Here is a 22,689-nt window from a genome sequence, read left to right as displayed (position 1 = left end):
GGCCTGCCCCTGTAACAGTGCCGCAGGGCGCTCAGGCTGCGTCGGGCGGTGTCACAAAAGCCTCGACGTCCCCGGCGAACTCGCGGTTGATCTCTGGCCAGGAATAGAACATGTGGCCGCCGTCGTAGAGCTTTTCGCTGATGCGCGCCCGCACCGACGCCGCCAGGCTGGCCTGGTGCAGCAGCCGCCGCGAGGCGAAGTAGGGCGTCACCGTATCGAAGCGGCCGTGGACGATCAGTGCGCGCTGGTGCGGGTTGCCGGTCATCCCCGCGCGGAAGTCGTCCATGGAGGAGGCCATTTCGAACATGTCGAATTTCTTCTCGTCGTATTTCCAGTTCTCGAAGGCCTCGTGGTTCAGGATCTGGTATTCCAGCGGGGTCTCCACCCCGAGTTCCTCGAAGAACCACTGGTGCACGGCGTTCTGGTACAGGTGGTGGTCGTTGAACAGGGCCTCGTTGATGGCGGTCTCGTTGTTGGTGCGATGGGGGAAGGGATCGAGGCTGTACAGGCTGCCGTCATAGAGGTCGGTGATTTCCCCGTGGAGCTTGCGCACCATGCGGGCGTAATCGCCAATGAGGATGCGGCCATTGGCCTTGCCGACGAACTCCGTGTCGAGGCCGATCAGGTCCGCGACCCGGGCCAGGATCGCCTGCCGGCGCTCCTCCGGCATCAGCTCGCCCGCCACCAGCATCTGTACGTAGTCGCCGATGCTGAACTGTTCGGCTGCACGGAGCACTTCGTCCATTGGCGTGTCCGCGGCGAAGGCCCGGCCGATGCCGTTACGGTGGGCGATGGCGGCGTACACCGGCAACTGGTTGACCCACTGGCTGGCGCTGTAATCGGAATCAGAGACATCCCGGAACTGCCAGATCGGAGAGATGCTGATGATGCCGGCCATACCGAGGCCGTATTCCTTGTTGAGCAGTTTGGCGAGCCGGCCGGCGCGGTAGCCGCCGTAACTTTCCCCGGCAAAGTACAGTGGCCGGCGCCAGAGTCTGTGCTGGCGCAGGAAGCGGCGCATGAACTGGCCGATCGAATCCAGGTCTTTTTTGGTGCCCCAGTAGGGGTTTTTCTCCGCTTCCTTTTCCGCTGATTTCTTCTCTTCGCCCGCCTCGGGCTTCCTGCTGATCCGGTGGCTGAAGCCGGTGCCGATCGGGTCGATGAATACCAGGTCGGCAAAGTTCAGCCAGCTGTCCGGGTTGGACGCCAGGTCGCGCGCCTGCGTGTCCAGTTTGCCCGCACTGTCACGGGCCAGTGCGCGCGGACCGACGCAGGCGAAGTGCAGGAACACCGAGGCGCCGCCGGGACCGCCATTCATACAGAAAATGACCGGCCGTCCACTGTCTCTGTCCCCGGCGAGGTAGGCGGTATGAAAGATGCGCCCGTCGGCTTCGTCCTTGTCGTAGATCACCAGCCAGTCGGCGATGACGTCCACTTCCAGCGGGCCGCTGGTCAGGGCGAACTGCTGGCGTTGGCGCACGCCCCGGTGGGGGTTTTCCGGTGCGGTGGTGTCCTGCTCGGTCATGGTGGCGAGTCCTTTCCCTGTTATATAAGCCCATGATCGGAATAGCGGCCGGGCCTGTCCAGCACAAAATCGGCGTCCAGGCGGGCCGCGCCGGCGGTAATATCACCGGCATTGCGGCTGGAGCGGACGCGATGCTTGCTGTATCCTGCACCCTTGGCTGAATTATGCCCCTGCCCGTTTTTCTTTATTTCCCGGACGTTTACATGCTGTTTACAGATCTCGGTCTGCGCCGCGAACTGCTCGATGCGGTTGCCGCCGAAGGCTACTCCACACCCACCCCGATCCAGGCGCAGGCGATTCCCGCCGTGCTCAAGGGCCGCGACATCATGGGCGCTGCCCAGACCGGTACCGGCAAGACCGCCAGCTTCACCCTGCCGCTGCTGCACCGCCTGGCCGATGGCCCCAAAGCGCAATCGAAGCGCGTGCGCGCCCTGGTGCTGACGCCGACCCGGGAACTCGCCGCACAGGTGGGGGAGAGCGTGACCAACTACGGCCAGAACCTGCCCCTGCGCAGCGCGGTGGTGTTCGGCGGTGTGGGTATCAACCCGCAGATCAGCAAGCTGCAGCGCGGCGTTGACGTGCTGGTAGCCACCCCGGGCCGCCTGCTGGATCTCCACGGCCAGAAGGCGGTGGACTTCTCCGACCTGGAAATCCTGGTGCTGGACGAAGCGGACCGCATGCTGGACATGGGCTTTATCCACGACATCAAGCGTGTGCTCAGGCTGCTGCCCGAAAAGCGTCAGAACCTGCTGTTCTCCGCCACCTTCTCCAACGAGATTCGCGCGCTGGCCAAGGGCCTGGTGAAAGACCCGCTGGAGATCGACGTGGCACCGCGCAACACCACGGTGGAGCGCGTCAGCCAGCTGATCCACCCGGTGGACAAGGCCAGGAAAGGCAAGCTGCTCATTCACCTGGTCAAGACCAACAACTGGCACCAGGTGCTGGTGTTCAGCCGCACCAAGCACGGCGCCAACAAGCTGGCGAAACTGCTGGAGGCGGCCAGCGTGCCGGCAGCGGCGATTCACGGCAACAAGAGCCAGAACGCCCGCACCAAGGCACTGGCCGATTTCAAGGCCAACCGCATCCAGGTGCTGGTGGCGACGGACATTGCCGCCCGCGGTATCGATATCGACCAGCTGCCCCACGTCATCAATGTCGACCTGCCCAATGTGGCGGAGGACTACGTGCACCGCATTGGCCGTACCGGCCGCGCCGGCGCCAGCGGCGAAGCGCTGTCACTGGTCAGCGCGGATGAGATCGACCAGCTGGTGGCGATTGAACGGCTGACCAAACAGATTATTCGCCGCGAGGAAGTCGAGGGCTTCGAGCCCGAGCACGCCCTGCCGACCAAGGCCTCCAAGCCCCAGCGCAAGGTGCAATTCGCGGCGAAAAACAACGCCGACAACGGCAATGGCCGCAGTGGCAACGGCAGAAACGCCGGCGGTCGCGGCGACAACGGCAACAGCCGCGGCGAGGGTCGTCCGGCCAATGGCCGCAGTCGTCGCGGTGGTCGCGGCCGTGGCCAGGGCCAGGGCAACGCGCGCCACCAGGCCGCGAACTAGGCCATCTTCCACACCGGGATATTGAGGGCGCCGGCGATCACCTGCGCGGCCTCCTCGATAGCCGCCTGCTTGCCGTGGTCCATTACGTTGATCCGGCTGCCGTCCTTGAACACCAGGTTCAGCTCGTAGCTGCGGTAGGAACTGGAGCCGCTGCTGGACGACGAGCGGATACGCTCACTGAGCAACTGTATGGCGTGGATATCGTGGGTACTGCCGCGCTTGTCCGGGTCGAGGGTGGCGGGCGCGCTCATGTCCAGCTTGCCGCGGTAATACACGCCGCGCAGCGGGTCGATGGTGAAGGGCTTCTGCATGATCAGGATCAGCGCACCCGCGCCGCCGAACAATACTCCCCAGACCAGGAAAAACAGCCCCGTACCCCATTCGCCATTGCTGATCGACCAGGGGCAGCCCACGAGGACCGCCGCCAGGCCGGGAATCAGGAAGACCAGGCCGAAAATCCGGTGACCGACAGTGCTGGAGACTTTCAGCACGCCGTTTTCACTGGTCAGTTTCTGGGTCTTGAAGTTGGCGCCGCCGGATTTCGCCGGTTCCCACTGGGTTTTTCCCGCGACCGGGTCGTCGGTGTCCTTGAGCCGGACCTCGAACAGGTCCGGGTTGATGGCCTGTACCGGAATTCCGTTTCTGCTCATTGTGCGTCCTCGATGTCCTCGTACACTTCCGGCTGGAAGCGTGGCGAACAGATGGCGAGGAAGATCAGCTGCTCCTTGCCGGTGTTGGTGATACGCTGGCGCGCGAAGGGCGGAATCAAAACCACATCGCCCGGCAAGACTTTGGTGGGGGGCAGGTCCGCTACCTCCACCAGGCCCTCACCCGACAACATGACATAGCGCTCGGCGGTCTCGTCCAGCCGGTGCCAGCGGGTGGTGACGCCGGGTTCGACCCGGGCGCGGGCGATGGACACCGCGGGGTCACCAGCGCTGTTCGACAGCTCGGTGATATAGCACAGTTCGTCGGTGTAGAACTCGGTGCCGAGATTCTGTTTCAGTATTGCCGGTTGCATTGTTCCCCCCAGAACGTGTTGTCAGATTACCGCGACCGATTTCACCTGCGCCCAGATCGACTGGCCGACCACCAGCTCCAGTGCGTGGACCGAGCGCCGGGTCACCCGCGATACCAGGTAGATGTTGCCGACCTTCAGCCGCACCAGTGCCTGGCCTGAGTCGTCCTCCGCGGCGATCGACTCCACCGTGGCCGGCAGGGTATTCAGGATACTGGTATCCGTGTGCCGTTGCAGCGCCAGGCTGATGTCCCGCGCCAGTACCCGGACCCGGACCTGGCTGCCGATGCGGTAGCCGGCGTCGCGCACCCACAGCTCGCCGCCGTCGAAGTGTACCCGCACGAGGCCCCACTTGCCGTCGCGCGCCAGTACCAGCCCCTCAATGACCACCCCGGCGTCCTCGCCCAGGTGCAGTGGTGAATCGATCCGGGCCAGTGTCTCGGCGAGCGGGCCCGCCGCCACCACCCGCCCGTTCTCCATGCCGACAATATAGTCCGCCAGTCGCGCCACCTCGTCGGCGGCGTGGCTGACGTAGATGATCGGCAGGGCCAGTTCCTGTTTCAGGCCCTCGAGGTAGGGCAGGATTTCCTGTTTGCGCGGCAGGTCCAGGGCCGCCAGCGGCTCGTCCATCAGCAGCAGGCGCGGCTGGATCAGCAGGGCGCGGGCGATGGCCACCCGCTGGCGCTCGCCTCCGGAGAGTTGTTGCGGATGGTGTTGCAGCAGCCCGTCGATGCCCAGCAGCTGCACCGCCTGGTCGAAGGCGATCGGCGTGTCGCTCTGCGGCGCGCGTTTCACCGCGAAATCGAGGTTGCCGCGCACACTCAGGTGGCTGAACAGGCTGGCCTCCTGGAACACGTAACCGATGGGCCGCCGGTGTGCGGCGAGGAATTTCCTGCCGGACTGCCAGGTGTCGCCGTTGAAGTGCATTTCACCATCCCGGGCCCGCTCCAGGCCGGCGATACAGCGCAGCAGGGTGGTCTTGCCGGAACCGGAATGGCCGAACAGTACCGACACCCCGCGATTGGGCAGGTTGAGGTCGACATCCAGCGCAAAGGCGGGATAGTGCAGGGCGAAGCGGGCGCGGATCTCGCTCATGGCTGGCGCGTCCCCGCGGTAAATACGGCGCGCGGGTTCAGCGTGTACATCGCCAGCAGCACCAGGAAGGAAAATACCAGCATCGCCAGCGACAGGGCGTGGGCGCTGGCGTAGTCCAGGGCTTCCACGTGGTCATAGATCTGTACCGAGACTACCCGGGTCTCGCCGGGTATATTGCCGCCGATCATCAGCACTACGCCGAACTCGCCCACGGTATGGGCGAAACCGAGCACACAGGCGGTCAGTAGCCCGGGACGCGCCTGCGGCAACACCACGTGGAAAAAGCGGTCGACCGGTCCGGCGCGCAGCGTGGCCGCGACCTCCAGCGGTCGCCGTCCCATGGCCTCCATGGCGTTCTGGATCGGCTGCACCACAAACGGCAGCGAGTAGATGATCGAGGCGATGACCAGGCCGGCGAAGGTAAAGGGCAGGGTGCCGATGCCCAGCGCGGTGGTCAGTTTTCCGACCGGGCCGTTCGGTCCCATGCCGATCAGCAGGTAAAAGCCCAGCACACTCGGCGGCAGCACGATGGGCAGCGCGACAATCGCGTTGACGATATTGCGCAGGCGGCTGCGGGTGGTGGCCAGCCACCAGGCCAGGGGGGTGCCGATCAGCAGGAGCAGCGCGGTGACAATGACCGCGAGTTCGAAGGTGAGCCGGATCGCCACGAGATCGTCGGCGGAAAAATGCATGCTGTTCCGGTGCTCCCTGTGCCAGCGGTGTCAGTCTGTGGTGTCGTAACCGTAGCCCCGGATGATGGCGGTTGCCTCGGGGCTGCGCAAGAAGGCCAGCAGGGCGCGGGCCGCGGGATTCTTCGCCGCGCGCGCCAGCAGCACGGCGTCCTGGCGGATGGGGGAGTGGAGTTCCGCGGGTACCAGCCACGCGCCGGGCGGAACCCTGCCGTCGCGGATGACCTGCGAGAGGGCGACGAAACCCAGCTCGGCATTGCCGGTGGCGACAAACTGCCAGGTTTGCGAAATGTTTTCCCCGGTCACCAGCTTGTCCTGCACGGCGTCCCACAAACCCAGCGCCTGCAGGGTCTCCCGGGCGGCGACGCCATAGGGGGCGAGGCGTGGATTGGCCATCGCCAGGCGCTGGAAGGCAGCGGTCTCCAGCAGGGGGCGCGGATTGACCGCGGTTTTGCTGCCCCACAGCGCGAGCCGTCCTACGGCATAGGTCAATCGGGTCTCGGCCAGCGCCTCGCCGCTCTCTCCCAGCGCGGTGGGCTTTTCCTCGTCCGCGGAAAGAAAGATGTCGAAGGGCGCGCCGTGCTGGATCTGCGCGAACAGTTTCCCCGAGGAGGCGGTCGAGACCTGCACACTGTGGCCGGTCTGTTCCGCAAACACGCCGATGATCGCCTGCAGCGGGGCGCTGAAATTGGAAGCGACCGCGACCGCCACCTCCGCGGCGCCCACCCTGCCCGGGAGCAGGGCGAACAGCAGCAGGAACAGTGGCAGGCGCCGCGCCATCACGACGGATCCTGTTTGAGGCGCATGCCGGCGAGGAAGTCGAGCTTGCTCATCGGCAGGCCCTGTGCGCGCAGGATGTCGTAGGCCGTGGTGGCGTGGAAGAAAAAGTTGGGCTGGGAAAAGCTGAACAGGAAATCCTCGGCGATAAAACCGAACTTGATGTGGCCGGCCTCGAAGCGCACCTCCTTGCCGATATAGCTGTCGAGCTCTTCCGGGTCGACGGCCCGCAGCCCGCCGAGGGCGTCGTCGAGCCGTTGTTTCAGGCTGGCGAAATCCGTGGGCAGTTGTTCCGGTGTCGGTGTAAACAGGCCCCTGCGCACGCCCTCTATCGCGCCGAAGGAATGCGCGGCCACCGACTGGACCTGGAAGGCAAAAGTCCACATGTCCGCGATCAGGCGGCCCTCGACCAGGGTGTTGGGGTCGAGGCTGTTTTCCTCGCAGTAGTTTTCAGCCTTGTCCAGTACGCCGCGGATGGCGCCGGTTACCTGGATGAATGTGGGCACGGTGGCCTGGTAGAGAGAGACGGGCATGGCGGTGGTCCTCGGCGGTCTGCTTAGGGTTATGGCGGCGAGCAGACTCATGATAGAACAACCGGGCCTGCCCCGCGCGCCTGTAAAGCGCGAACAGGAAGGACAATAACGAACGAAGGGAGTTCCTGATCCGCCGCAAATTGGCGAGCGGAATATCATGTGTTGGATTCTTGTGCAGAAGGTAGAGTGTGAATCAGCGCATGCCTGCTGGAACCGTGCGGCGACAGGGATGTGCGCTTTTTGGCGTGTACCAGCAGGCATGCGCTGATTCGCGCTCGGCGCGGGTACTACCGCTTTTGACTCCTGCCGCAATACCGAAGTGTCACAGCTTGCGAATCCCCGCACAGAACCGCCACAATGTCCGCCCCCAGAATAATCCAGAGGTTTTTCACCATGCGTTACCGCAAACTCGGCCGCTCCGGGCTCATCGTTTCCGAACTCTGCCTCGGTACCAACACCTTCGGTGGCGGCGACCTGGAATTCTGGAAGGAACTCGGCGGGCTGGACCAGCAGGCGGTCAACGCCGTCATGGGCACCGCGGTGGAGGGCGGGATCAATTTCATCGACACCGCCGACGGCTATTCCGCCGGACAATCCGAAATAGCCATCGGCCGGGCGATCCGTGAGCTGGAACTGGACCGCTCCGGACTGGTGATCTGCACCAAGGCCGGTTTGCGCATGGGTCCCGGGCCCAATAACGAGGGCAATTCCCGGGCTCACCTGATGCGCGCCTGCGAGGCCAGCCTGCGCCGCCTGGATACCGACTACATCGATCTCTACCTGCTGCACATGTTCGATCCCGCGGTGCCGCTGGAGGAGACTCTGCGGGCGCTCGACGACCTGGTGCGCGACGGCAAGGTGCGCTACGTGGGCTGCTCGAATTTCGCCGCCTGGGAAATCATGAAAGCGCGCGGCATCTCCGATCGCGAGCAACTGGCGCGGCTGGAAGTCGTGCAGAGCCACTGGTCCATCGCCAGCCGCGGTATCGAACGCGATATCGTGCCGCTGGCGCGCAGTGAAGGGGTCGGCATCATGGCCTGGGCGCCCCTGTTGGGCGGGGTCCTGACCGGCAAGTACCAGCGCGACGGCAGTTCCGCTACGCCCGGTCGCCGCGGCGGCCGGGTGGCCCCCATGCTCGGCCACGACCGGGTGCACGACATCGTCGATGCCATGCGCGGCATTGCGGAAAACCACGGCGTCACCCCGGCGGAAATCGCGCTGGCTTTCCTGCTGCGTGAACGGGCGGCCACCAGCCTGCTGGTGGGGGCGACGCGACCGGAGCAGGTGGCGGCCAACCTGCGCGCGGTGGAGGTCGAACTCACCGAGGAGGAATACGCGCATCTGAACGAGCTCAGCGCCCTGGTGCCCGACTACGGCACCGCGGCGGTGGCGCCGGCGCGGGAGGCGCGGGCGCAGTACCTGGGCTAGCGGCGAGCTTTTGACAGGGCTGTCCCCAGCTCCTACTTTTCTGGTAGGCGTGCCGAAGCGCGCAACATGACTTAATTGTGTGAGGCCCGCCAGCATGCCCTCCCAGTCTGCCCTGCTGATTTTTTTTGTCCTGCTATTGTTGCCAACTAGTGCTTATCCGCTGAGCGATGCGCAGCGCATCCAGGTACTGGAGGCACAGCTGGCAGAACAGCAGAAGGCGCTCGATGCCATGCGCGAGGAAATCCGGCGCCTCAAGGCGGGTTCGCCGCAACCTGCAGAACTGACAGGGGTCGAACCCTCATCGGGCACGGAAGCCCAGCGCGCGCTCGCTGAACAGGTTCCTGTTGCCAGTGAAGACAGGGAGGAAACGAGCGGCAACCGGGTCGACCTGTACGGGCATATCCAGCTCGATGCCATATACGATTTCGATCGGGTGGACCCGACCTGGGAGTCCACGCTGCGGCCCTCGACCATCCCCACCACCAGCGGCGAGTACGGCGATGACGGGCTAACCGTGCTCAGCGTCAAGCAGACTCAGTTCGGCTTCAAGGGTGCGACGGCCACGCCCATGGGGCAGATGGAGAGCTGGTTCGAGTTCGATTTCTTCGGCACCGGTTCCGATGCGGGCGACACCAAGTTCAACTTGCGCCACGCCTGGATTTCATTGGGCGCGCTGGGCTTCGGCCAGACCAACAGTAATTTCATGGACATCTCCATCTTTCCCAATGTGATCGACTGGTGGGGGCCGTCGGGCATGGTTTTCAACCGCAACCCGCAACTGCGCTACACCTGGGCATTGCCGGACGCCGAATTCGCCCTGGCGCTGGAAAAGCCCAACGGCAGTTTCAATAGCGGTATCTACGGCGACATCTCGCCGGAGTTCGACAACGCGGTCAAGGCGAAAACGCCGCTGCCCGACCTCACCGCGCATTGGCGGGACGAATACACCTGGGGCCACTACCAGTTGGCAGCGGTACTGCGGCAGCTGGAAATCGAGACGCGCGGCCTGCCGGGTGGCGCCGAAAGTGATTCCGAAAGCGGTTGGGGTTTAAACCTCACCAGTGTGATCAACAGTTTTGGTCAGGACCAGTTGAAATTGGGGGTAGTTTACGGCCAGGGCATTTCCAGCTTCATGAACGATGGTGGAGTCAATCTCGCACCGGAGAGTGGCAAGGCCGAGGCGGTTCCGGTACTGGGCGTTACCGCCTATTACGACCGCTACTGGTCTGATCACTGGTCTTCTTCGCTGGGTTTTTCGATAAACGATGCCGATCCGCGCAACGAACAGTCCGACGATGAGTTCGACACAGGTATCTACGCCAGTGCCAACCTGCTCTACACCCCGTATCCCGAGCTGCTTATCGGTTCCGAGTTGCTCTATGGCAGACATGAAGATGTAGGAGGGCGCACCGGTGAGGACTACCGAATCCAGTTCAGCTTCAAACACAAGCTGGGGGTCAGTTTCTAGGCCGCACCGGGCAGGCAGCCGCCTCGCGCTACCGGTCCTGCTGTGCCTGGCAGTGCTGGCGGCCGGTTGCAGCGAGTCCGGCCCTCCTGAACCGCAGCGCGACGTCACACCACCGCCAGAAATACAGTCCGAGCCGCCGCAACCCTTCTCGGTCGTCGAAGCCAGTTTCGCCGACATGCAGGCGGCAATGGCGGCGGGGCAGGTCAGTTCCCGACAGCTGGTTGGGCAGTATCTGGAGCGCATCGATCACTACGGAGCAAAACTCGGCGCGGCGCTCGCGGTCAGTGATCGCGCCCTGGAGCGAGCCGACCTGCTCGATCGCGAACGCGCGGACGGCAAGGTTCGCGGCCCGCTGCACGGTATCCCCGTCGCGCTCAAGGACAACATCCATACTGCCGACCTGCCCACCACCGGCGGCGCGCTGGCCTTCGCTGGCTATGTGCCGCCCTACCCGGCGACCCTGGTGAGCAAGCTGGAGGACGCGGGCGCGATCATTCTCGCCAAGACAACCCTGACCGAACTGGCCAACTGGGTGGCCACCGGCATGCCCAATGGATACAACGCGCTGGGCGGCTTCAGTTTCAATCCCTACGATCCGCGTCCCGACCCGCGCGAGGGTTTTGCCGATGGGCGCCCGGTGCTGGACACCGGCGGGTCGAGTTCCGGGGTCGGCACCGCAGCCAATCTATGGGCCGCCAATGTCGGCACCGAGACCAGCGGTTCCATGGAAATTCCCGCCAACAACAATTCCCTGGTGGCCATCAAACCCACCGTGGGGAGAATCAGCCGCCACGGGATCATTCCCATCACCGCGGACCAGGATACCGCCGGCCCGATGGCAAAGTATGTGGCGGATGCCGCGGCATTACTTGGGGCAATGGAGGGCGTGGATGAACACGACGCCGCCACCGGGGCGTGTCCGCTGCCGGAGGATGGCGACTACAGCAGCCACCTGCAGGCCGACGCGCTCGCCGGGGCGCGAATCGGCGTGCCGCGGGCCTACTATTACAGTGCGGTAACCCCGCCCGGCGCGGAAGCTCCCGTGGGTGGCCTGTCCGCCGAGGAGGCCCGGGTGATGGAACAGGTGATTGCGCTGCTGCGGGAGCAGGGTGCGGTGATTGTTGACCCGGCGGACATTCCCAGCGTGGTCGCGGAAAATCCCGCGGACAACCAGCTGCTGTTCCAGAACTGCTACGACCTGCCCCAGGGCAAGGGCGGTGACGAGCACTGTTCGACCATCCTGAAATACGGCATGAAACGCGATTTCAATGCCTGGCTTGACAGCCTTGGCGAAACAGCGCCGGTGGCCTCGCTGACTGCGTTGCGCGAATTCAACCTTGCCCACAAGGCCGAGGGGGCAATCAGGTACGGACAGGCGGAGCTCGATATCTCCGATGAAATGGATGTGGAAGGGGATTTCGAGCGCTGGCGCGCCGACCGCGACAAGGACATCCGCCTGTCGCGCACCGAGGGCATCGATGCGGCGCTGGAGGCGCACGATCTCGATGCCCTGTTGCTGCCTTCCTGGAAGGCCGAGAACATCCTCAACAAGGCCGGTTACCCCGCGGTGGTAGTGCCCTTCTCCGCGGTGAGCAATGTGCTCGACCCACCTGCACCCGAGGGCTTCGCGCCCCTCCCCATGCCCTTCGGGGTCAGTTTTGTCGGCACCGCCTGTGCGGAGCCGCGGCTGATCGAACTGGCCTTTGCCTTCGAACAGGCAACTCACGGGCGCAAGGCGCCTCTGCAGTTTCCCTGAATATGTCGCCGGATCCGCAACGGTCGGCGTCGGCAGCGGGACAATCCCCGCGGTGCCGTTGCCTGTTACCGGCGCTGGCCCTGTTGTTGTCCACGCTGCTGGCAACACTGCCCCTACGGGCTGCCGAGCCGCGATTGCAGGCGGTGGTTGATGCGGCCTATGCAGCGTTCCGGGAGGACGAGGGGGGTGAGGTTGCGGGATACATTCCGGCGCTGGCGAAGGTCGACCCCGCGCATTTCGCGGTCGTCATAGTCACGGTGGACGGTGAGGTCCATGTAGCAGGCGATAGTGGCCGATCCTTCGCCATCATGTCCGCAGCCAAGCCCTTCACCCTGGCGTTGTTGTTACAGCAATTGGGCCCGGGCATCGTGCTGGAGAAAATCGGGGTCGAACCCACCGGACTGCCCTTCAATGCCCTGTCGAATATCGAAAACCCGCCGCTGGCGCCCCTGAACCCGATGGTCAACGCGGGGGCTATCACCGCGGTGAGCCTGTTGCAGGCCGCGTCCGCCGCAGAGCGCTGGTCAGGCCTGCTGGACTGGTACAGTGCGTTTGCCGGAGAGCGACTGGAACTGCTGGAGCCGGTCTACCAGTCCGTCGCCAGCGGCGGCTATCGCAATCACGCGGTTGCGGACCTGCTGCAACTACACGGCATGCTCGGCGCCAGTCCCGCGGAGACCCTCGATGTCTACAACCGGCAGAGCAGCGTCGGCGTCACTGCGCGGCAACTGGCAGTCATGGGGGCGACGCTGGCCAATGGCGGCCTGAACCCGCTGACCGGCCAACAGGTCATGCGGCGCGACTATGTGGACGAGGTACTGGCGCTGATGTTGCTTTCAGGCTTCTACGACGAGAGCGGCTGGTGGGCCTATACCGCCGGTATTCCCGCCAAGAGCGGCGTCGGTGGCGGAGTGGTTGCCGTGGTGCCCGGGCGGATGGCCATCGCCGGCTACTCCCCGCGCCTTTCCCCCGCCGGAAACAGCGTGCGCGGCATGCGTGCCGTACAGTATATTGCCAGCGAACTGGAACTCAGCCTGTTCCTGCCTGTCCATCGGGCGCGAAATTCCCGCCACGGGGAAAACTGAGAAACCCGGAGGTTGCTGATGCCTGCACTGCGTGCGGTCGTTTCCCTGTTATTTTCCACCGCCCTGCTGCTGCTGGGACACGGCATGCAGCTGACCCTACTGCCCCTGCGCGCCGACGCCATTGGCATGGGCGAAGTACTGATTGGCCTCAGCGCCTCGTGCTACTTCGCCGGTTTTGTCGTCGGCTGTATCATCGTGCCCAGGATCATTGCCCGCGTCGGCCATATCCGCTGTTTCGCCGCACTGGCGGCGATCATGATCGTCGCCGTGCTGGCGCTGGAATTGCTCGACCACTGGGCTTTCTGGCTGGTACTGCGGCTGGCGACCGGTATCGCGATCAGCGGTCTCTACTCGGTCATTGAAAGCTGGCTCAACAGCCAGGCCTCGCGCCAGAATCGCGGGCAGATCCTGGCGGTATACACCTTCATCACCCTGATCTCGATGGCCGCAGGGCAGTTGCTGATCAATATCGGCCCGGCGAGCGCGCCGGAGCCGTTCATCCTCGCGGCACTGTTCATGGCGCTGGCGATTGTGCCCATCGGCCTGACCCGGCGCATCGCGCCGACCGCGGTGGCCACCACCCGGGCCAGTTTCCGCAAACTGTACCGGCGCTCGCACTCGGCATTCGCCGGTGCCGTATTGTCCGGCGCGGTCACCGGCAGTTTCTGGTCGCTGGGCGCGGTATTCGCACGGCAGGCGGACGCCAGCCAGCTGGCGGTGACCGCCTTCATGACCTCGGCGATCATCGGCGGCGCCCTGTTCCAGTACCCGATCGGCCTGCTGTCGGACCGGCGCGACCGGCGCCAGATCCTGGTGCTGCTGGCACTGGCCAACAGCGTCGCCTCCATCGCGGTGGCGCTGAGCGCGGGCCATGCGGCGTTCCTGTTCACGGTAGTGTTATTCGGCGCGACGATTATGCCGATGTACGCGGTGTCGCTGGCCACGGCGGCGGATGTCTCCAGCAGCGAGGAGTTCGTGGAGATCGGTACCTCGGTGCTCCTGCTCAACGGCTGCGGCGCCATTCTCGCGCCGATCATTCTCGGCCAGTGCATGGCGATCTGGGGCGCCAACAGCCTGTTCTGGGGGTTTGCCGTGGTGTGCCTGGTGTTTGCCGGGCTGTTCCTGAAATTCATGCGCGAGCCGCGCGCCGTCAGCACGGGCGAACAGACCCACTTTGCCGCGGCGGCCTCCGAAGCAGCGCCGGCCAGTTTCGAACTCGACCCGCGGGGGGAGGCGGAAGATACGGCCGCTGCAGGCGGCGGCGCGGAAAACCCTGTCGCTGCTGACCGAGCGGAGGCCGAACAGTCGCCGCAGTAGGCTGTGCAAACGCTCCCGGTGGCATCCCGCGTGTCCGGCTACTACGCTGCTGGTAGTTGTTTGCAACAGGCACTGCGCAATGCCCACCGAATTTCTCAATGAACACCCGGAACTGCTGGCGATCCTGATCGCCATTGCCGGCTTTGTCGTGGCCGGGGTGCTGGCGCGGCTCACCGAACACTGGCTGATCCGCCTGGAAGCCTATCTGCGGCACCGGGCGCGCAGCCGGCTGGAGCAGGTGGACCTGCACATGCTGCGCAAGTCCCTGCGCGCGGGCGTCTACTACGGCACGCTGGTGGTGTTCCTGCTGCTGGCCCTGCAATCCCTCGATATTTCCGTCGTCCGGCAGTGGCTCGACCGCCTGCTGCTGTACATTCCCCAGGTCATCCTCGGCGGCTTCATCATCCTGTCCGGGTATCTCCTGGGCATGGTGGTGCGCACCCTGGTGAGCGGCCTGATGGGCCTGCACTCGGACCATCTGGTACCGCGCTTCGCCCAGTTGCTGGTGATCATCGCGGCGGTGCTCACCGGCCTGGCCCAAACCGCGATCGACATTACCTTTCTCTCCAACGTCATCGTCATCCTGCTGGGCTTTTTCTTCGGCGGGCTGTCCCTGGCCTTCGCCCTCGGCAGCCGGCAGCTGGTGGAAAACCTGCTCGCCCGGCGCGCCCTCGATCGCTACCGGATCGGCGATGTGGTGCGCATCGGCGACCGGCAGGGGCGGATCATCGAATTGCTCAGCACGGCGGTGGTGCTGGAAGCGGAGCAGGGGGTGCTGACGGTGCCCACCTCGCGCTTCGTCGCCTCGGAGGTGTTGCTGGTGCGCGAGGCCGGCGAACCCGGGGAGGACGCCAATGGCGACTGATCCCCTGGTGCTGGAGTTCGTCGCCACCCGTCCTGATGACGTTTCGGCCCTGCTGGCGACCTGTGAACTGGGTGAGCTGGCGGCCTTCGTCGGCGCCCTGCCGGTGGCCGCGGCGGCTGCTCTCTGCGCGCGCCTGCCCAGCTGGCAGCTGACCGGACTGCTGGGTACGCTCGAAGCGCAGTTCATTGCGCAAATGCTGGTCTCGGCGCCCGGCGACGAGGCGGTGGCCCTGAGCGCTCACCTCCACGAGTCTCGATACCAGGCGGTAATCGCCGCCGCGCCGGAGGCGCAGCGGGTCATCCTCTACCAGATGTTGCAGTTTCCCGCCCATACCCTGGCGTCGCTGGCGGGCAACGCCTTTATCCGGGTGTCGGCGGATACCACCTGCAAGCTGTTCTGTGAGCAGTTGTCCGAGAACGCCGATACCAGCCCGCAGCCGATCCTGGTGATCGATGGCGACGGGCGCTACAACGGTATGCTCAGCCTGCGCGCCGCCTATGCGCGCAAGAACCGGGGCCGGCCCGTGGGCCAGGTCGCCGAACGGGTGGAGCCGCTCAGCGGCCTCACCGACGCCGCCACCGCGCTGGGCTCGCGGCTGTGGGGCGATCGCGCGGAGCTCCCGGTGGTCGACAGGCATCACCGGATTCTCGGCGTAGTCAGCCGCGCGGCGCTGGAGCGGGTGGCGGGGGAATCCCGTCCCGGCGAATTCGGCCTGGAAAAAGTGGTCTCGGAACTTGCCACGGGGTATCTCAATACCTGCGGGCGGGTGCTGGAATCGCTGCTGGGGCGCCCATGAATATTGCCGACAGCCTGCGCGATCACTATGTCCGCGAATTTCCCGCCGAAGCCGCGCGGGTGGTGGAACGGGAGGATGAGCTGCCGCAGGAGCTGTCCACACTGTCCGCGGAGAGCCTGACCCAACTGCTCGAGTACAGCGACCCGGGGCGCCTCACCAGCCTGTTCCTGTCCCTGGCGGAAGAGCAGCAGTCCCGGGTCCTGCAACTGGCGAGTATCCGCACCGCCCTGTTGATCCTGCGTGCCCTGGCGCCGGAACAGCGCCAGGCGACCCTCGACGCGCTGCCCGGCCGCATCCGCACCGAGTACAGCGAACTGCTGGAGTTCCCCGAGCGCACTGCCGGCCGTTTCATGGACCGGCTGCAGGCCCGCTACCGCGTGGAGCAGACCGTGGGCGAGGCGCTGGCGGAGTTGCGGCGCTCGAAGACCCAGCGGGTGCGCTCCCTCTACCTGGTCTCCGGGGACGACGTGCTGCAGGGCAGGGTGGACCTGCAGGACATGGCGCTGGCGGAGCCGGATACGCCGATGTCGGAACTGCTCAATCCGGTGAGCGGCGTGGCCTTCCTCACTTCCACGGAGGAGGACCTGGTCAAGCTGTTCGACGCCTCCCGTTCGGACTCGATTCCGGTGGTCGACCAGGAGGGCAAGCTGCTCGGCATCATCCGCTACACCAACCTGTTCCAGGCGGCCGAGGAAGCGGCCACCGCGGGCATCCAGCGGATGGTGGGCGCCAGCGCGGACGAGCGCGCGCTGTCGCCGCCGCTGTTCGCGGTCAAGCGGCGCCTGGTCTGGCTGCACATCAACCTGCTGACCGCCTTCCTCGCGGCCTCGGTGGTGGGCCTGTTTGAATCGACCATCGCCAAATTCACCGCCCTCGCCATCCTGCTGCCGGTGGTAGCGGGGCAGTCGGGAAATGCCGGCTCCCAGGCCCTCGCGGTCACCATGCGCGGCCTCGCGCTGAAAGAGGTGAGTACCCTGCAGTGGCGGGCGGTGCTATCCAAGGAAGTGCAGATCGGCCTGATCAACGGCACCGCGCTGGCATTGACCTGCGGGCTCGGCGTATGGGTCTGGAGCCAGTCCGCCGGACTGGCGCTGGTGATCGCCATCGCCATGCTCACCGCGATGGTCATGGCGGGTATCGCCGGGGCGCTGGTGCCGATGGTGCTGTCCCGGCTGGGCCAGGACCCGGCCACCGCCTCGTCGATCATCCTGACCACCGTCACCGACGTGGCGGGCTTTCTCTCCTTCCTCGGCACCGCGACCCTGCTGTCCGGCCTGCTTTGAACACCCTCAGTGCAGGCGCTCGCTGGTCCGCACCGCGATCCCCAGCGATTGCAGCCGCTGCGCCGCCACCGGGTCGCCGGTGGCGAGCCAGTGCTGGTACAGGGCGATGACCTCCTCGGTACTCAGCGCGGTCTCCCGGTAACAGGCACTGGCCACCACACCCAGCAGGCGCGAGAACCTCCGCGACAACTCGGCGAAAATGTGCCGGTTGCGCCGGGCGTTGTCGGCCAGGTAGTCGTAGGCGCTGCCGCCCATGCCCGCCACATAGTCCTGCTGGATGCCGCGGCGGGTGAAACGCTCGGGAAACAGGGCGCCGAGGAACAGGGCCATGTCGCCGAGCTGTTGCAGGATCAGGCAGCGCTGGTGCTGGTCGGGCGCTTCCAGGGCGTCGCTGTAGAGCAGCGCCAGGGGGCGCAGGTTGAACTGGCCGTCGGCATAGGCAAACAGCTGGTCGCTGCGCCCGAAGCGTTCCAGCATGTTGCCGATATACCAGCAGGTGTCCTCGTTGGGCGGCGGCCGCAGGCGCCTGGCCTGTTGCAGCAGGCGCTGCCTGAAATAGGCCGCCAATGAGGTTTCGGACACAGGTTGCTGGTACAGATCGTCACGCATACACACCTCCCCCGGGCATGTTTCCACTTTATGACAAATCGGGTTGGTGGCGTCAATGTGTTAACGCGTTACTGTGATGGTGTTCTTGATCCGCAGTCACAGGCGAAGGCGCCCCGCGGCTCGAGAGCGCTTTTTACTCACCGCGGGGCGCCTTCGCCTGTGACTGCTCGCATCGAGGGAATATCGAGTATCTGCTCGAAAACCGGTCGAGCAAATTGTTGGAAGAGTTGAATTACGCCGGTGGCGAGAGACTCGCCCCGGCACAGCCCCCACGGCGAGTAAAAAGCGCTCTCGAGCCGTGGGGGCTGTGCCGGGGTGAGGCTCGGATCAGGTGGGTCAGTCGCGGAAAGGCTTGCCGGTTTTCTTCGCCCAGTCGCGGATGAGGTCGTCGTAGAGGCCCATCTCCAGGAACTCGGCTTTCTCCGGCATGGTCGGATCGAAGCCGGTAACGGAGCCGGTTTCCATCAGCTCCCTGGCGTTTTTCAGGTGCAGCTGGGCCGCGCCCATCCAGCCCCAGCCCGTGTGCAGGGCGAACGCCGTGCCGGGAACCACCGGGCCGAGTACGCAGACCGGGATCGGCAGCGCCGCGCGCAGCGCGTCGCAGGCCTCCTGGTTGGCGAAGGGATAGAGCATGACATCGGCGCCCGCTTCCGCGTAGGCCAAGCCGCGCTGGATCGCGGTTTCCATGCTGCAGTCACCGGCGCCGCGGTAGCTCTTGGGGTAGAGCTCGTCGCAGCGCGCGATGATCACGAAGGGCGAGTCGCCGCGCGCTTTGACACAGGCATCCAGCTTGGCCTGCATCTCGGCAATCGGCTGCAGGTCGCCCACGAAGGTGGAGTGGCGCGGGTTGATGCCGTCCTCCACGTGGTAGCCTGCCACATCCGACTTCACGTAGCGGCGGGTGAAGTGGAATGCGTCCGCCACCGTCTCGCCCAGGGTATCGGCGTCGGCGATCAGCGGAATCTCCATCGCCTCGGCAATGCGGTTGGCCTGCTCCAGCTGTTCCACCTGCGAGTACACCCCGTAGTCCGGCATGGCGTAGTGGAACGCGCTGCAGGCGTGGCCGCCGAGGTAGGCGGCCTGGAAGCCGACGTGCTCGACAATCTTGCCGGTGATGGCGCTGTAGACATCGGCGGCGATGAAATGCTCGCCGCTGTTGATGAGATCGCGGAGTTTCTGGGCTTTGGTCGTCATGATCGGGCTCTCATTGATTTTTTAGAAGTTAAATGACTGTCGGTTTTTTGGAAGAGGGTCACGATAGGGTATTCGGGAAAGAAATTGAAGCCCGGGACGCTCCACTAAAGCGAGCACGTACCGGTAGTTGTCCCTGCTGGAACCGTGAGGCGACAGGAGAGCGTGCCCCTCTTTTCGGGCACGTCGCCGACCGAGCCTGCACAGGGATGTGCGCTTTTTGGCGTGTTCCAGCAGGGACAACTACCGGTGCGGGCGGATAGCGGAGTCCCTGTACTGGAGCGGCATGGGCTTTTTGCCGCTACAGTAGGGTTAGTGGGGTATCACTCCCCCGCCAGAAACCGCTCCAGCCGCAAGCGCAGCAGCTCATTTTCCCGCGCCAGCTCCTCGCGCTCGCGCAACAGGTCCACCAGCATTGCCACCGCCACCCAGTCCAGTTCCAGGTCCGCCTTCAGGCGCAGGGCGCGCTTTACCCAGTGCGCCGCCGTGCAGTCGAATTCCCAGTCCCGGTCCGAGTGCCCCGCCACCGGCTGCACCACATCGTATTCCACCATCTCCACCAGCAGCGAGCGCGAGACCCCCTGCGCCGAGCACAATTCATTGACAGAGATTTTCACACTGCTGACGCTCATGAGTGCTTGCTCCATTCCGCCCGCGGATCGAAGGCCGCCTTCTCCGCCAGTTGCTGCCACAGCTCCGTGGTACCGGCGGCAGCGCCCGGCGGCATCACCACCTTGAGAACCGCGAACAGGTCGCCGCGCCCGCCCTTGCCGGCCAGCCCCTTGCCGCGCACGCGCAGTTTCTGCCCGCTCTGGCTGTTGGGCGCCACCGTCAGGCTGATCTTGCCGTCCAGCGTCGGCACCACCACCTTCGCGCCCAGGGCCGCTTCCCAGGGTGCTACGGGGACCGTCACCAGCAGGTTGTGGCCCTCGACATCAAACACCGGGTGGGGGACCAGGCGCACATGCAGGTAGAGGTCTCCCGCGGGCCCGCCGCCCGATCCCGGGGCGCCCTGACCCTTGACCCGGATGCGCTCGCCGTCGGCGACACCCGCGGGAATGGTGACCTTCAGGGATTTGCGCTGGTAGTGCAGTTGGCCGTTCTCGATAACCGGGATTTCATATTCCACCGGCTTGCGCGCGTCGTGGATGGTCTCTTCGAGGAACACCGGCATCTCGATCTCGACATCCTGCCCGCCAGCGCGGAAGCCGCCGGACCATTCGCGCTCCCGATGCTGGAAACCGCCGCCGAATATCGAGTTGAAAAAGTCGGAGAAATCGCCGCTGAACTGCTCCGCGCCGGCGCCGCTGGCGCTCTGCCAGCCCGGTGGCGGGCGGAATTCCCGCTGCCTGCCGCCGTACTGGCGCAACTCGTCATACTCGGCGCGGCGTTCCGGGTCCTTGAGGACTTCCCAGGCCTCGGCGACCTCCTTGAACTTCGCTTCCGCCTCTTCCCCGGGGTTGAGGTCGGGATGGAACTTGCGCGCCAGCTTGCGGTAGGCGGTCTTGATGTCACTGGTTTCGGCGTCTGGAGATACGCCCAGTATCTGGTAGTAGTCCTTGAATTCCATGATTGACCTGTCAGTTTCAGCCGTGGCGGGGCAGTGGCCAGCTCCCCTGCCAGTCTATATACTAGCTGCATTTTCAGCCATGATAACTGGCAGCGGCAACCGTTCTGGTTACGCATGCCGGGTTCTGCAAGGAATACGCGCCGGTCCCGGGGAGGGGGTTCAACCCGGGATGGTGCCCAGGCTCCGGAAGCCGGACAAAAAAATGCAAGATTCCCGCTTGCCCTGGCGCGCAGGTGTGGTCCTGCAGCGGGCAGGGCGGTTCGGTGGATACGGCAGGTGTGCGGCAGTTGGTGGAACACGCTTTTGGCACAATTAAATAAACTATTTCTCAATGTCGGTGCAATGAAGTCGGGGACGACCTGGCTGTTTCGGCAACTGGAGCAGCATCCAGGCATTCACTTCAGCCCGGAAAAAGAGCTCCACTACCTCGCCGACAGCAGCGGCCATCGCGGCGCACTCACATTTGGCTATCGCCTCGGCCGCTGGCGCAACGCCCGCGCGCGGTCCGCGGACGGCCTGTCCTGGCGGGACACCGCCTGGTACCTGGATTACCTGCTGGCACCGCGCACCTGGGGCTGGTACGAGCGCCGCTTCTCCGGGGTGGCCAACGGCCAGTACTGTGCGGATTTCAGCAACCTCAGCGTGCTGTTGTCGCGGGGTGACTGGGAGCGCCTGCTGCAGCGGGTGGGCGAATTGCGTATCGTCTATGTGCTGCGGGATCCCCTCGACCGAATCTGGTCCCACCTGAAGTTCCACTACCACCTGGGGGGCGACGAGGCACAGCTCGAGATGCTGGCGCGTGCAACCTCCGGAACGGCGCCGCAGGAGTTCCTCGAGCACTCGCTCTACGCCAAACACCTCAGGAACATGCTGGAGGTGCTGCCCCGGGAGCAGATCCACATCGTGTACTACGACGACATCAGCCAGCGGCCGGAACAGGTCCTGCGGGGAGTCGAGGCATTCCTGGGCCTGCCGGCGCACGACTACGCGCCGGCGAAATTGCAGCGACGCATCAATCCCTCGGCGCAGCTGCCGCGCCCGCGCTGGGTCAGCGAGCGCTTTTCCGCACGCATCGTGCAGGACCTGCTGGACCTGGAAGGTCTCGATATCCCGGTGCCGCAGTCCTGGTGTGCGCAGTGAACCTGGCGTCACTGGGTCGCCCCAACGGCGTGGCGCGGGTTTCCCCACTGGGCTGTAACGGTACCTCGCGGGACATCCTCCCGGACATGTATGTCGGCATCATCACCTACAACCCGAAAGTCGACCGTCTCCGCGACCTGTGCCTGCGACTCAGCGGGGAGAACATCACGGTTTTCGTCATCGACAACGGGTCCGAGAACGCAGTCGATATCAGCAGTGCGCTGGGCGCGCAGAGCGGCATTCAGGTCATCCTCAACGAGGACAACCTGGGTATCGCGGCGGGCATCAACCAGCTGGTCGAGGTGGCCCGGCAGGCGGGAGTCCGGGTGGTCATGCCGGTGGACCAGGATTCGCGTTTCGACGACAACTACGCCAGTGCCATGCTCGCGCACTTTGCCCGCCTGCGGCAGCAGCTGCCCAAGCTGGCGGCTCTGGGCGGCAAGGTCTTCGATACCCGCAAGCGCAGCTACCAGCGCTTTGTCCAGTTTGGCGGTTCGATGGGCAACCGGATCAAGGGTATTGCGAACATGGACTACCCCTTCGTGCACGCCGATTTCCTGATTACCTCGGGTACCGTGGTTTCCGTCGAGAGCATCGACCAGGTCGGCCCGATGCGCGAGGAACTGTTCATCGACAGCGTTGACCTGGAATGGTCGTTCCGGGCCAAGGACCGCGGCTGGAGCCTGGTGGGTTGTGAGGATATCCACCTGTACCAGGAGGTGGGAGTGGACGCCATCCGGGTGCCCCTGCTGAATATCAATGTCCGGGTACACGACCCCCTGCGTTACTACTACATGACGCGCAATCGCCTGTTCCTCTATCGGCAGTCCTATGTGTCGCGTAACTGGGTACTCCGGGATTTTTCCCGGGCACTGCTCAAATTTGCCTTTCTCTCGGTCGCTTCGCCGCTGAGAAAGCAGATTATCCGGGAACACGCTCGCGGCATGTTCGACTCGTTCAAGCTTTAGGGTCGCCCCAGTCT

The 22,689-nt window shown here is 64.9% G+C and carries 22 protein-coding genes; 11 read left to right on the top strand and 11 right to left on the bottom strand.

The features are described 5' to 3' along the window. Positions 1-31: 31 nt before the first annotated feature. Complete coding sequence (locus ACNKU3_RS19805) at positions 32-1,525, bottom strand: S10 family serine carboxypeptidase-like protein (RefSeq protein WP_418261301.1); 1,494 nt, start codon at positions 1,523-1,525, stop codon at positions 32-34. A 203-nt stretch (positions 1,526-1,728) separates the two neighbouring features. On the opposite strand from ACNKU3_RS19805, the gene ACNKU3_RS19800 reads away from it, so the two are divergent. After that, positions 1,729-3,087 (top strand): DEAD/DEAH box helicase, encoded by a 1,359-nt coding sequence (locus tag ACNKU3_RS19800; RefSeq protein ID WP_418261300.1) that lies wholly within the window; start codon positions 1,729-1,731, stop codon positions 3,085-3,087. On the opposite strand, the gene ACNKU3_RS19795 is transcribed toward ACNKU3_RS19800, so the two are convergent. From ACNKU3_RS19795 to ACNKU3_RS19770, 6 genes are read right to left on the bottom strand one after another with little or no spacing between them, the layout of a single operon-like run. Further along, a complete protein-coding gene (locus tag ACNKU3_RS19795; protein ID WP_418261299.1) occupies positions 3,084-3,737 on the bottom strand; it encodes a hypothetical protein in 654 nt (217 codons plus the stop codon). The genes ACNKU3_RS19800 and ACNKU3_RS19795 overlap by 4 nt on opposite strands. Beyond that, positions 3,734-4,108, bottom strand: a complete 375-nt coding sequence (locus ACNKU3_RS19790) for a cupin domain-containing protein (RefSeq protein ID WP_418261298.1) — start codon at positions 4,106-4,108, stop codon at positions 3,734-3,736. Before ACNKU3_RS19790 ends, ACNKU3_RS19795 begins: the two co-directional genes overlap by 4 nt. A 21-nt stretch (positions 4,109-4,129) precedes the next feature. After that, the gene (gene modC, locus ACNKU3_RS19785; protein WP_418261297.1) at positions 4,130-5,200 is read right to left on the bottom strand and encodes a molybdenum ABC transporter ATP-binding protein; all 1,071 of its coding nucleotides are present in this window, start codon (positions 5,198-5,200) and stop codon (positions 4,130-4,132) included. Continuing rightward, positions 5,197-5,892: a molybdate ABC transporter permease subunit gene (modB, locus tag ACNKU3_RS19780; protein ID WP_418261296.1), complete on the bottom strand. Its 696-nt coding sequence runs from the start codon at positions 5,890-5,892 to the stop codon at positions 5,197-5,199. Before modB ends, modC begins: the two co-directional genes overlap by 4 nt. A gap of 30 nt (positions 5,893-5,922) precedes the next feature. Continuing rightward, positions 5,923-6,669, bottom strand: a complete 747-nt coding sequence (gene modA / locus ACNKU3_RS19775) for a molybdate ABC transporter substrate-binding protein (RefSeq protein WP_418261295.1) — start codon at positions 6,667-6,669, stop codon at positions 5,923-5,925. Next, positions 6,669-7,199 (bottom strand): DUF1993 domain-containing protein, encoded by a 531-nt coding sequence (locus ACNKU3_RS19770; protein WP_418261294.1) that lies wholly within the window; start codon positions 7,197-7,199, stop codon positions 6,669-6,671. The genes modA and ACNKU3_RS19770 overlap by 1 nt, the downstream gene beginning before the upstream one ends. A gap of 393 nt (positions 7,200-7,592) precedes the next feature. Between ACNKU3_RS19770 and ACNKU3_RS19765 the strand changes: the two genes are divergently transcribed. The 8 genes from ACNKU3_RS19765 to ACNKU3_RS19730 all read left to right on the top strand — a co-directional run bounded on the left by ACNKU3_RS19765 (position 7,593) and on the right by ACNKU3_RS19730 (position 17,197). Further along, positions 7,593-8,627, top strand: a complete 1,035-nt coding sequence (locus ACNKU3_RS19765) for an aldo/keto reductase (RefSeq protein ID WP_418261293.1) — start codon at positions 7,593-7,595, stop codon at positions 8,625-8,627. Positions 8,628-8,721: 94 nt separating this feature from the next. Further along, positions 8,722-10,095 carry a DcaP family trimeric outer membrane transporter gene (locus ACNKU3_RS19760; protein ID WP_418261292.1) on the top strand — a complete coding sequence of 458 codons (1,374 nt, stop codon included), beginning with the start codon at positions 8,722-8,724 and terminating at the stop codon, positions 10,093-10,095. Positions 10,096-10,147: 52 nt separating this feature from the next. Next, positions 10,148-11,851 carry an amidase family protein gene (locus ACNKU3_RS19755; RefSeq protein ID WP_418261291.1) on the top strand — a complete coding sequence of 568 codons (1,704 nt, stop codon included), beginning with the start codon at positions 10,148-10,150 and terminating at the stop codon, positions 11,849-11,851. Between the two features lie 83 nt (positions 11,852-11,934). Continuing rightward, positions 11,935-12,936, top strand: a complete 1,002-nt coding sequence (gene glsA, locus ACNKU3_RS19750; RefSeq protein ID WP_418261290.1) for a glutaminase A — start codon at positions 11,935-11,937, stop codon at positions 12,934-12,936. A gap of 18 nt (positions 12,937-12,954) precedes the next feature. Further along, the gene (locus tag ACNKU3_RS19745) at positions 12,955-14,253 is read left to right on the top strand and encodes an MFS transporter (protein ID WP_418261289.1); all 1,299 of its coding nucleotides are present in this window, start codon (positions 12,955-12,957) and stop codon (positions 14,251-14,253) included. A gap of 79 nt (positions 14,254-14,332) precedes the next feature. After that, entirely contained in the window at positions 14,333-15,118 is a 786-nt protein-coding gene (locus ACNKU3_RS19740) for a mechanosensitive ion channel domain-containing protein (RefSeq protein WP_418261288.1), read from the top strand. After that, positions 15,108-15,914 (top strand): hypothetical protein, encoded by an 807-nt coding sequence (locus ACNKU3_RS19735; RefSeq protein ID WP_418261287.1) that lies wholly within the window; start codon positions 15,108-15,110, stop codon positions 15,912-15,914. Before ACNKU3_RS19740 ends, ACNKU3_RS19735 begins: the two co-directional genes overlap by 11 nt. Continuing rightward, a complete protein-coding gene (locus ACNKU3_RS19730) occupies positions 15,911-17,197 on the top strand; it encodes a magnesium transporter (protein WP_418261286.1) in 1,287 nt (428 codons plus the stop codon). Before ACNKU3_RS19735 ends, ACNKU3_RS19730 begins: the two co-directional genes overlap by 4 nt. A 6-nt stretch (positions 17,198-17,203) precedes the next feature. On the opposite strand, the gene ACNKU3_RS19725 is transcribed toward ACNKU3_RS19730, so the two are convergent. From ACNKU3_RS19725 to ACNKU3_RS19710, 4 genes are all read right to left on the bottom strand, one after another. Next, the gene (locus tag ACNKU3_RS19725) at positions 17,204-17,806 is read right to left on the bottom strand and encodes a hypothetical protein (RefSeq protein ID WP_418261285.1); all 603 of its coding nucleotides are present in this window, start codon (positions 17,804-17,806) and stop codon (positions 17,204-17,206) included. A gap of 336 nt (positions 17,807-18,142) precedes the next feature. Then, positions 18,143-19,000 (bottom strand): isocitrate lyase/PEP mutase family protein, encoded by an 858-nt coding sequence (locus ACNKU3_RS19720; RefSeq protein ID WP_418261284.1) that lies wholly within the window; start codon positions 18,998-19,000, stop codon positions 18,143-18,145. Between the two features lie 320 nt (positions 19,001-19,320). Further along, on the bottom strand, positions 19,321-19,629 hold the full coding sequence (locus ACNKU3_RS19715; RefSeq protein WP_418261283.1) for a chaperone modulator CbpM: 309 nt from the start codon (positions 19,627-19,629) through the stop codon (positions 19,321-19,323). Continuing rightward, the gene (locus ACNKU3_RS19710) at positions 19,626-20,567 is read right to left on the bottom strand and encodes a DnaJ C-terminal domain-containing protein (protein WP_418261282.1); all 942 of its coding nucleotides are present in this window, start codon (positions 20,565-20,567) and stop codon (positions 19,626-19,628) included. Before ACNKU3_RS19710 ends, ACNKU3_RS19715 begins: the two co-directional genes overlap by 4 nt. A gap of 342 nt (positions 20,568-20,909) precedes the next feature. Between ACNKU3_RS19710 and ACNKU3_RS19705 the strand changes: the two genes are divergently transcribed. Together ACNKU3_RS19705 and ACNKU3_RS19700 are read left to right on the top strand one after the other, a co-directional pair. Further along, positions 20,910-21,707 (top strand): sulfotransferase, encoded by a 798-nt coding sequence (locus ACNKU3_RS19705; protein WP_418261281.1) that lies wholly within the window; start codon positions 20,910-20,912, stop codon positions 21,705-21,707. Beyond that, positions 21,704-22,675, top strand: a complete 972-nt coding sequence (locus ACNKU3_RS19700; RefSeq protein ID WP_418261280.1) for a glycosyltransferase family 2 protein — start codon at positions 21,704-21,706, stop codon at positions 22,673-22,675. The genes ACNKU3_RS19705 and ACNKU3_RS19700 overlap by 4 nt, the downstream gene beginning before the upstream one ends. The last annotated feature ends 14 nt before the right edge of the window (positions 22,676-22,689 follow it).

Origin of the sequence: Haliea sp. E17 (assembly GCF_048323675.1) — a bacterium.
Lineage (GTDB): Bacteria > Pseudomonadota > Gammaproteobacteria > Pseudomonadales > Halieaceae > Mangrovimicrobium.
Note: the sequence above shows the minus strand (reverse complement) of the source record. Positions and strands in the feature narration are given on the sequence as shown.

Bases quoted from the DNA above. Each gene is read 5' to 3' on its own strand.
- ACNKU3_RS19715 (WP_418261283.1), bottom strand. From the start codon at position 19,629: ATGAGCGTCAGCAGTGTGAAAATCTCTGTCAATGAATTGTGCTCGGCG.
- ACNKU3_RS19730 (WP_418261286.1), top strand. From the start codon at position 15,911: ATGAATATTGCCGACAGCCTGCGCGATCACTATGTCCGCGAATTTCCC.
- ACNKU3_RS19765 (WP_418261293.1), top strand. From the start codon at position 7,593: ATGCGTTACCGCAAACTCGGCCGCTCCGGGCTCATCGTTTCCGAACTC.
- ACNKU3_RS19790 (WP_418261298.1), bottom strand. From the start codon at position 4,108: ATGCAACCGGCAATACTGAAACAGAATCTCGGCACCGAGTTCTACACC.
- ACNKU3_RS19805 (WP_418261301.1), bottom strand. From the start codon at position 1,525: ATGACCGAGCAGGACACCACCGCACCGGAAAACCCCCACCGGGGCGTG.
- modA (WP_418261295.1), bottom strand. From the start codon at position 6,669: ATGGCGCGGCGCCTGCCACTGTTCCTGCTGCTGTTCGCCCTGCTCCCG.
- ACNKU3_RS19800 (WP_418261300.1), top strand. From the start codon at position 1,729: ATGCTGTTTACAGATCTCGGTCTGCGCCGCGAACTGCTCGATGCGGTT.
- ACNKU3_RS19725 (WP_418261285.1), bottom strand. From the start codon at position 17,806: ATGCGTGACGATCTGTACCAGCAACCTGTGTCCGAAACCTCATTGGCG.
- ACNKU3_RS19745 (WP_418261289.1), top strand. From the start codon at position 12,955: ATGCCTGCACTGCGTGCGGTCGTTTCCCTGTTATTTTCCACCGCCCTG.
- ACNKU3_RS19705 (WP_418261281.1), top strand. From the start codon at position 20,910: ATGAAGTCGGGGACGACCTGGCTGTTTCGGCAACTGGAGCAGCATCCA.
- ACNKU3_RS19760 (WP_418261292.1), top strand. From the start codon at position 8,722: ATGCCCTCCCAGTCTGCCCTGCTGATTTTTTTTGTCCTGCTATTGTTG.
- modB (WP_418261296.1), bottom strand. From the start codon at position 5,892: ATGCATTTTTCCGCCGACGATCTCGTGGCGATCCGGCTCACCTTCGAA.
- ACNKU3_RS19795 (WP_418261299.1), bottom strand. From the start codon at position 3,737: ATGAGCAGAAACGGAATTCCGGTACAGGCCATCAACCCGGACCTGTTC.
- ACNKU3_RS19720 (WP_418261284.1), bottom strand. From the start codon at position 19,000: ATGACGACCAAAGCCCAGAAACTCCGCGATCTCATCAACAGCGGCGAG.
- ACNKU3_RS19740 (WP_418261288.1), top strand. From the start codon at position 14,333: ATGCCCACCGAATTTCTCAATGAACACCCGGAACTGCTGGCGATCCTG.
- modC (WP_418261297.1), bottom strand. From the start codon at position 5,200: ATGAGCGAGATCCGCGCCCGCTTCGCCCTGCACTATCCCGCCTTTGCG.
- ACNKU3_RS19710 (WP_418261282.1), bottom strand. From the start codon at position 20,567: ATGGAATTCAAGGACTACTACCAGATACTGGGCGTATCTCCAGACGCC.
- ACNKU3_RS19770 (WP_418261294.1), bottom strand. From the start codon at position 7,199: ATGCCCGTCTCTCTCTACCAGGCCACCGTGCCCACATTCATCCAGGTA.
- ACNKU3_RS19735 (WP_418261287.1), top strand. From the start codon at position 15,108: ATGGCGACTGATCCCCTGGTGCTGGAGTTCGTCGCCACCCGTCCTGAT.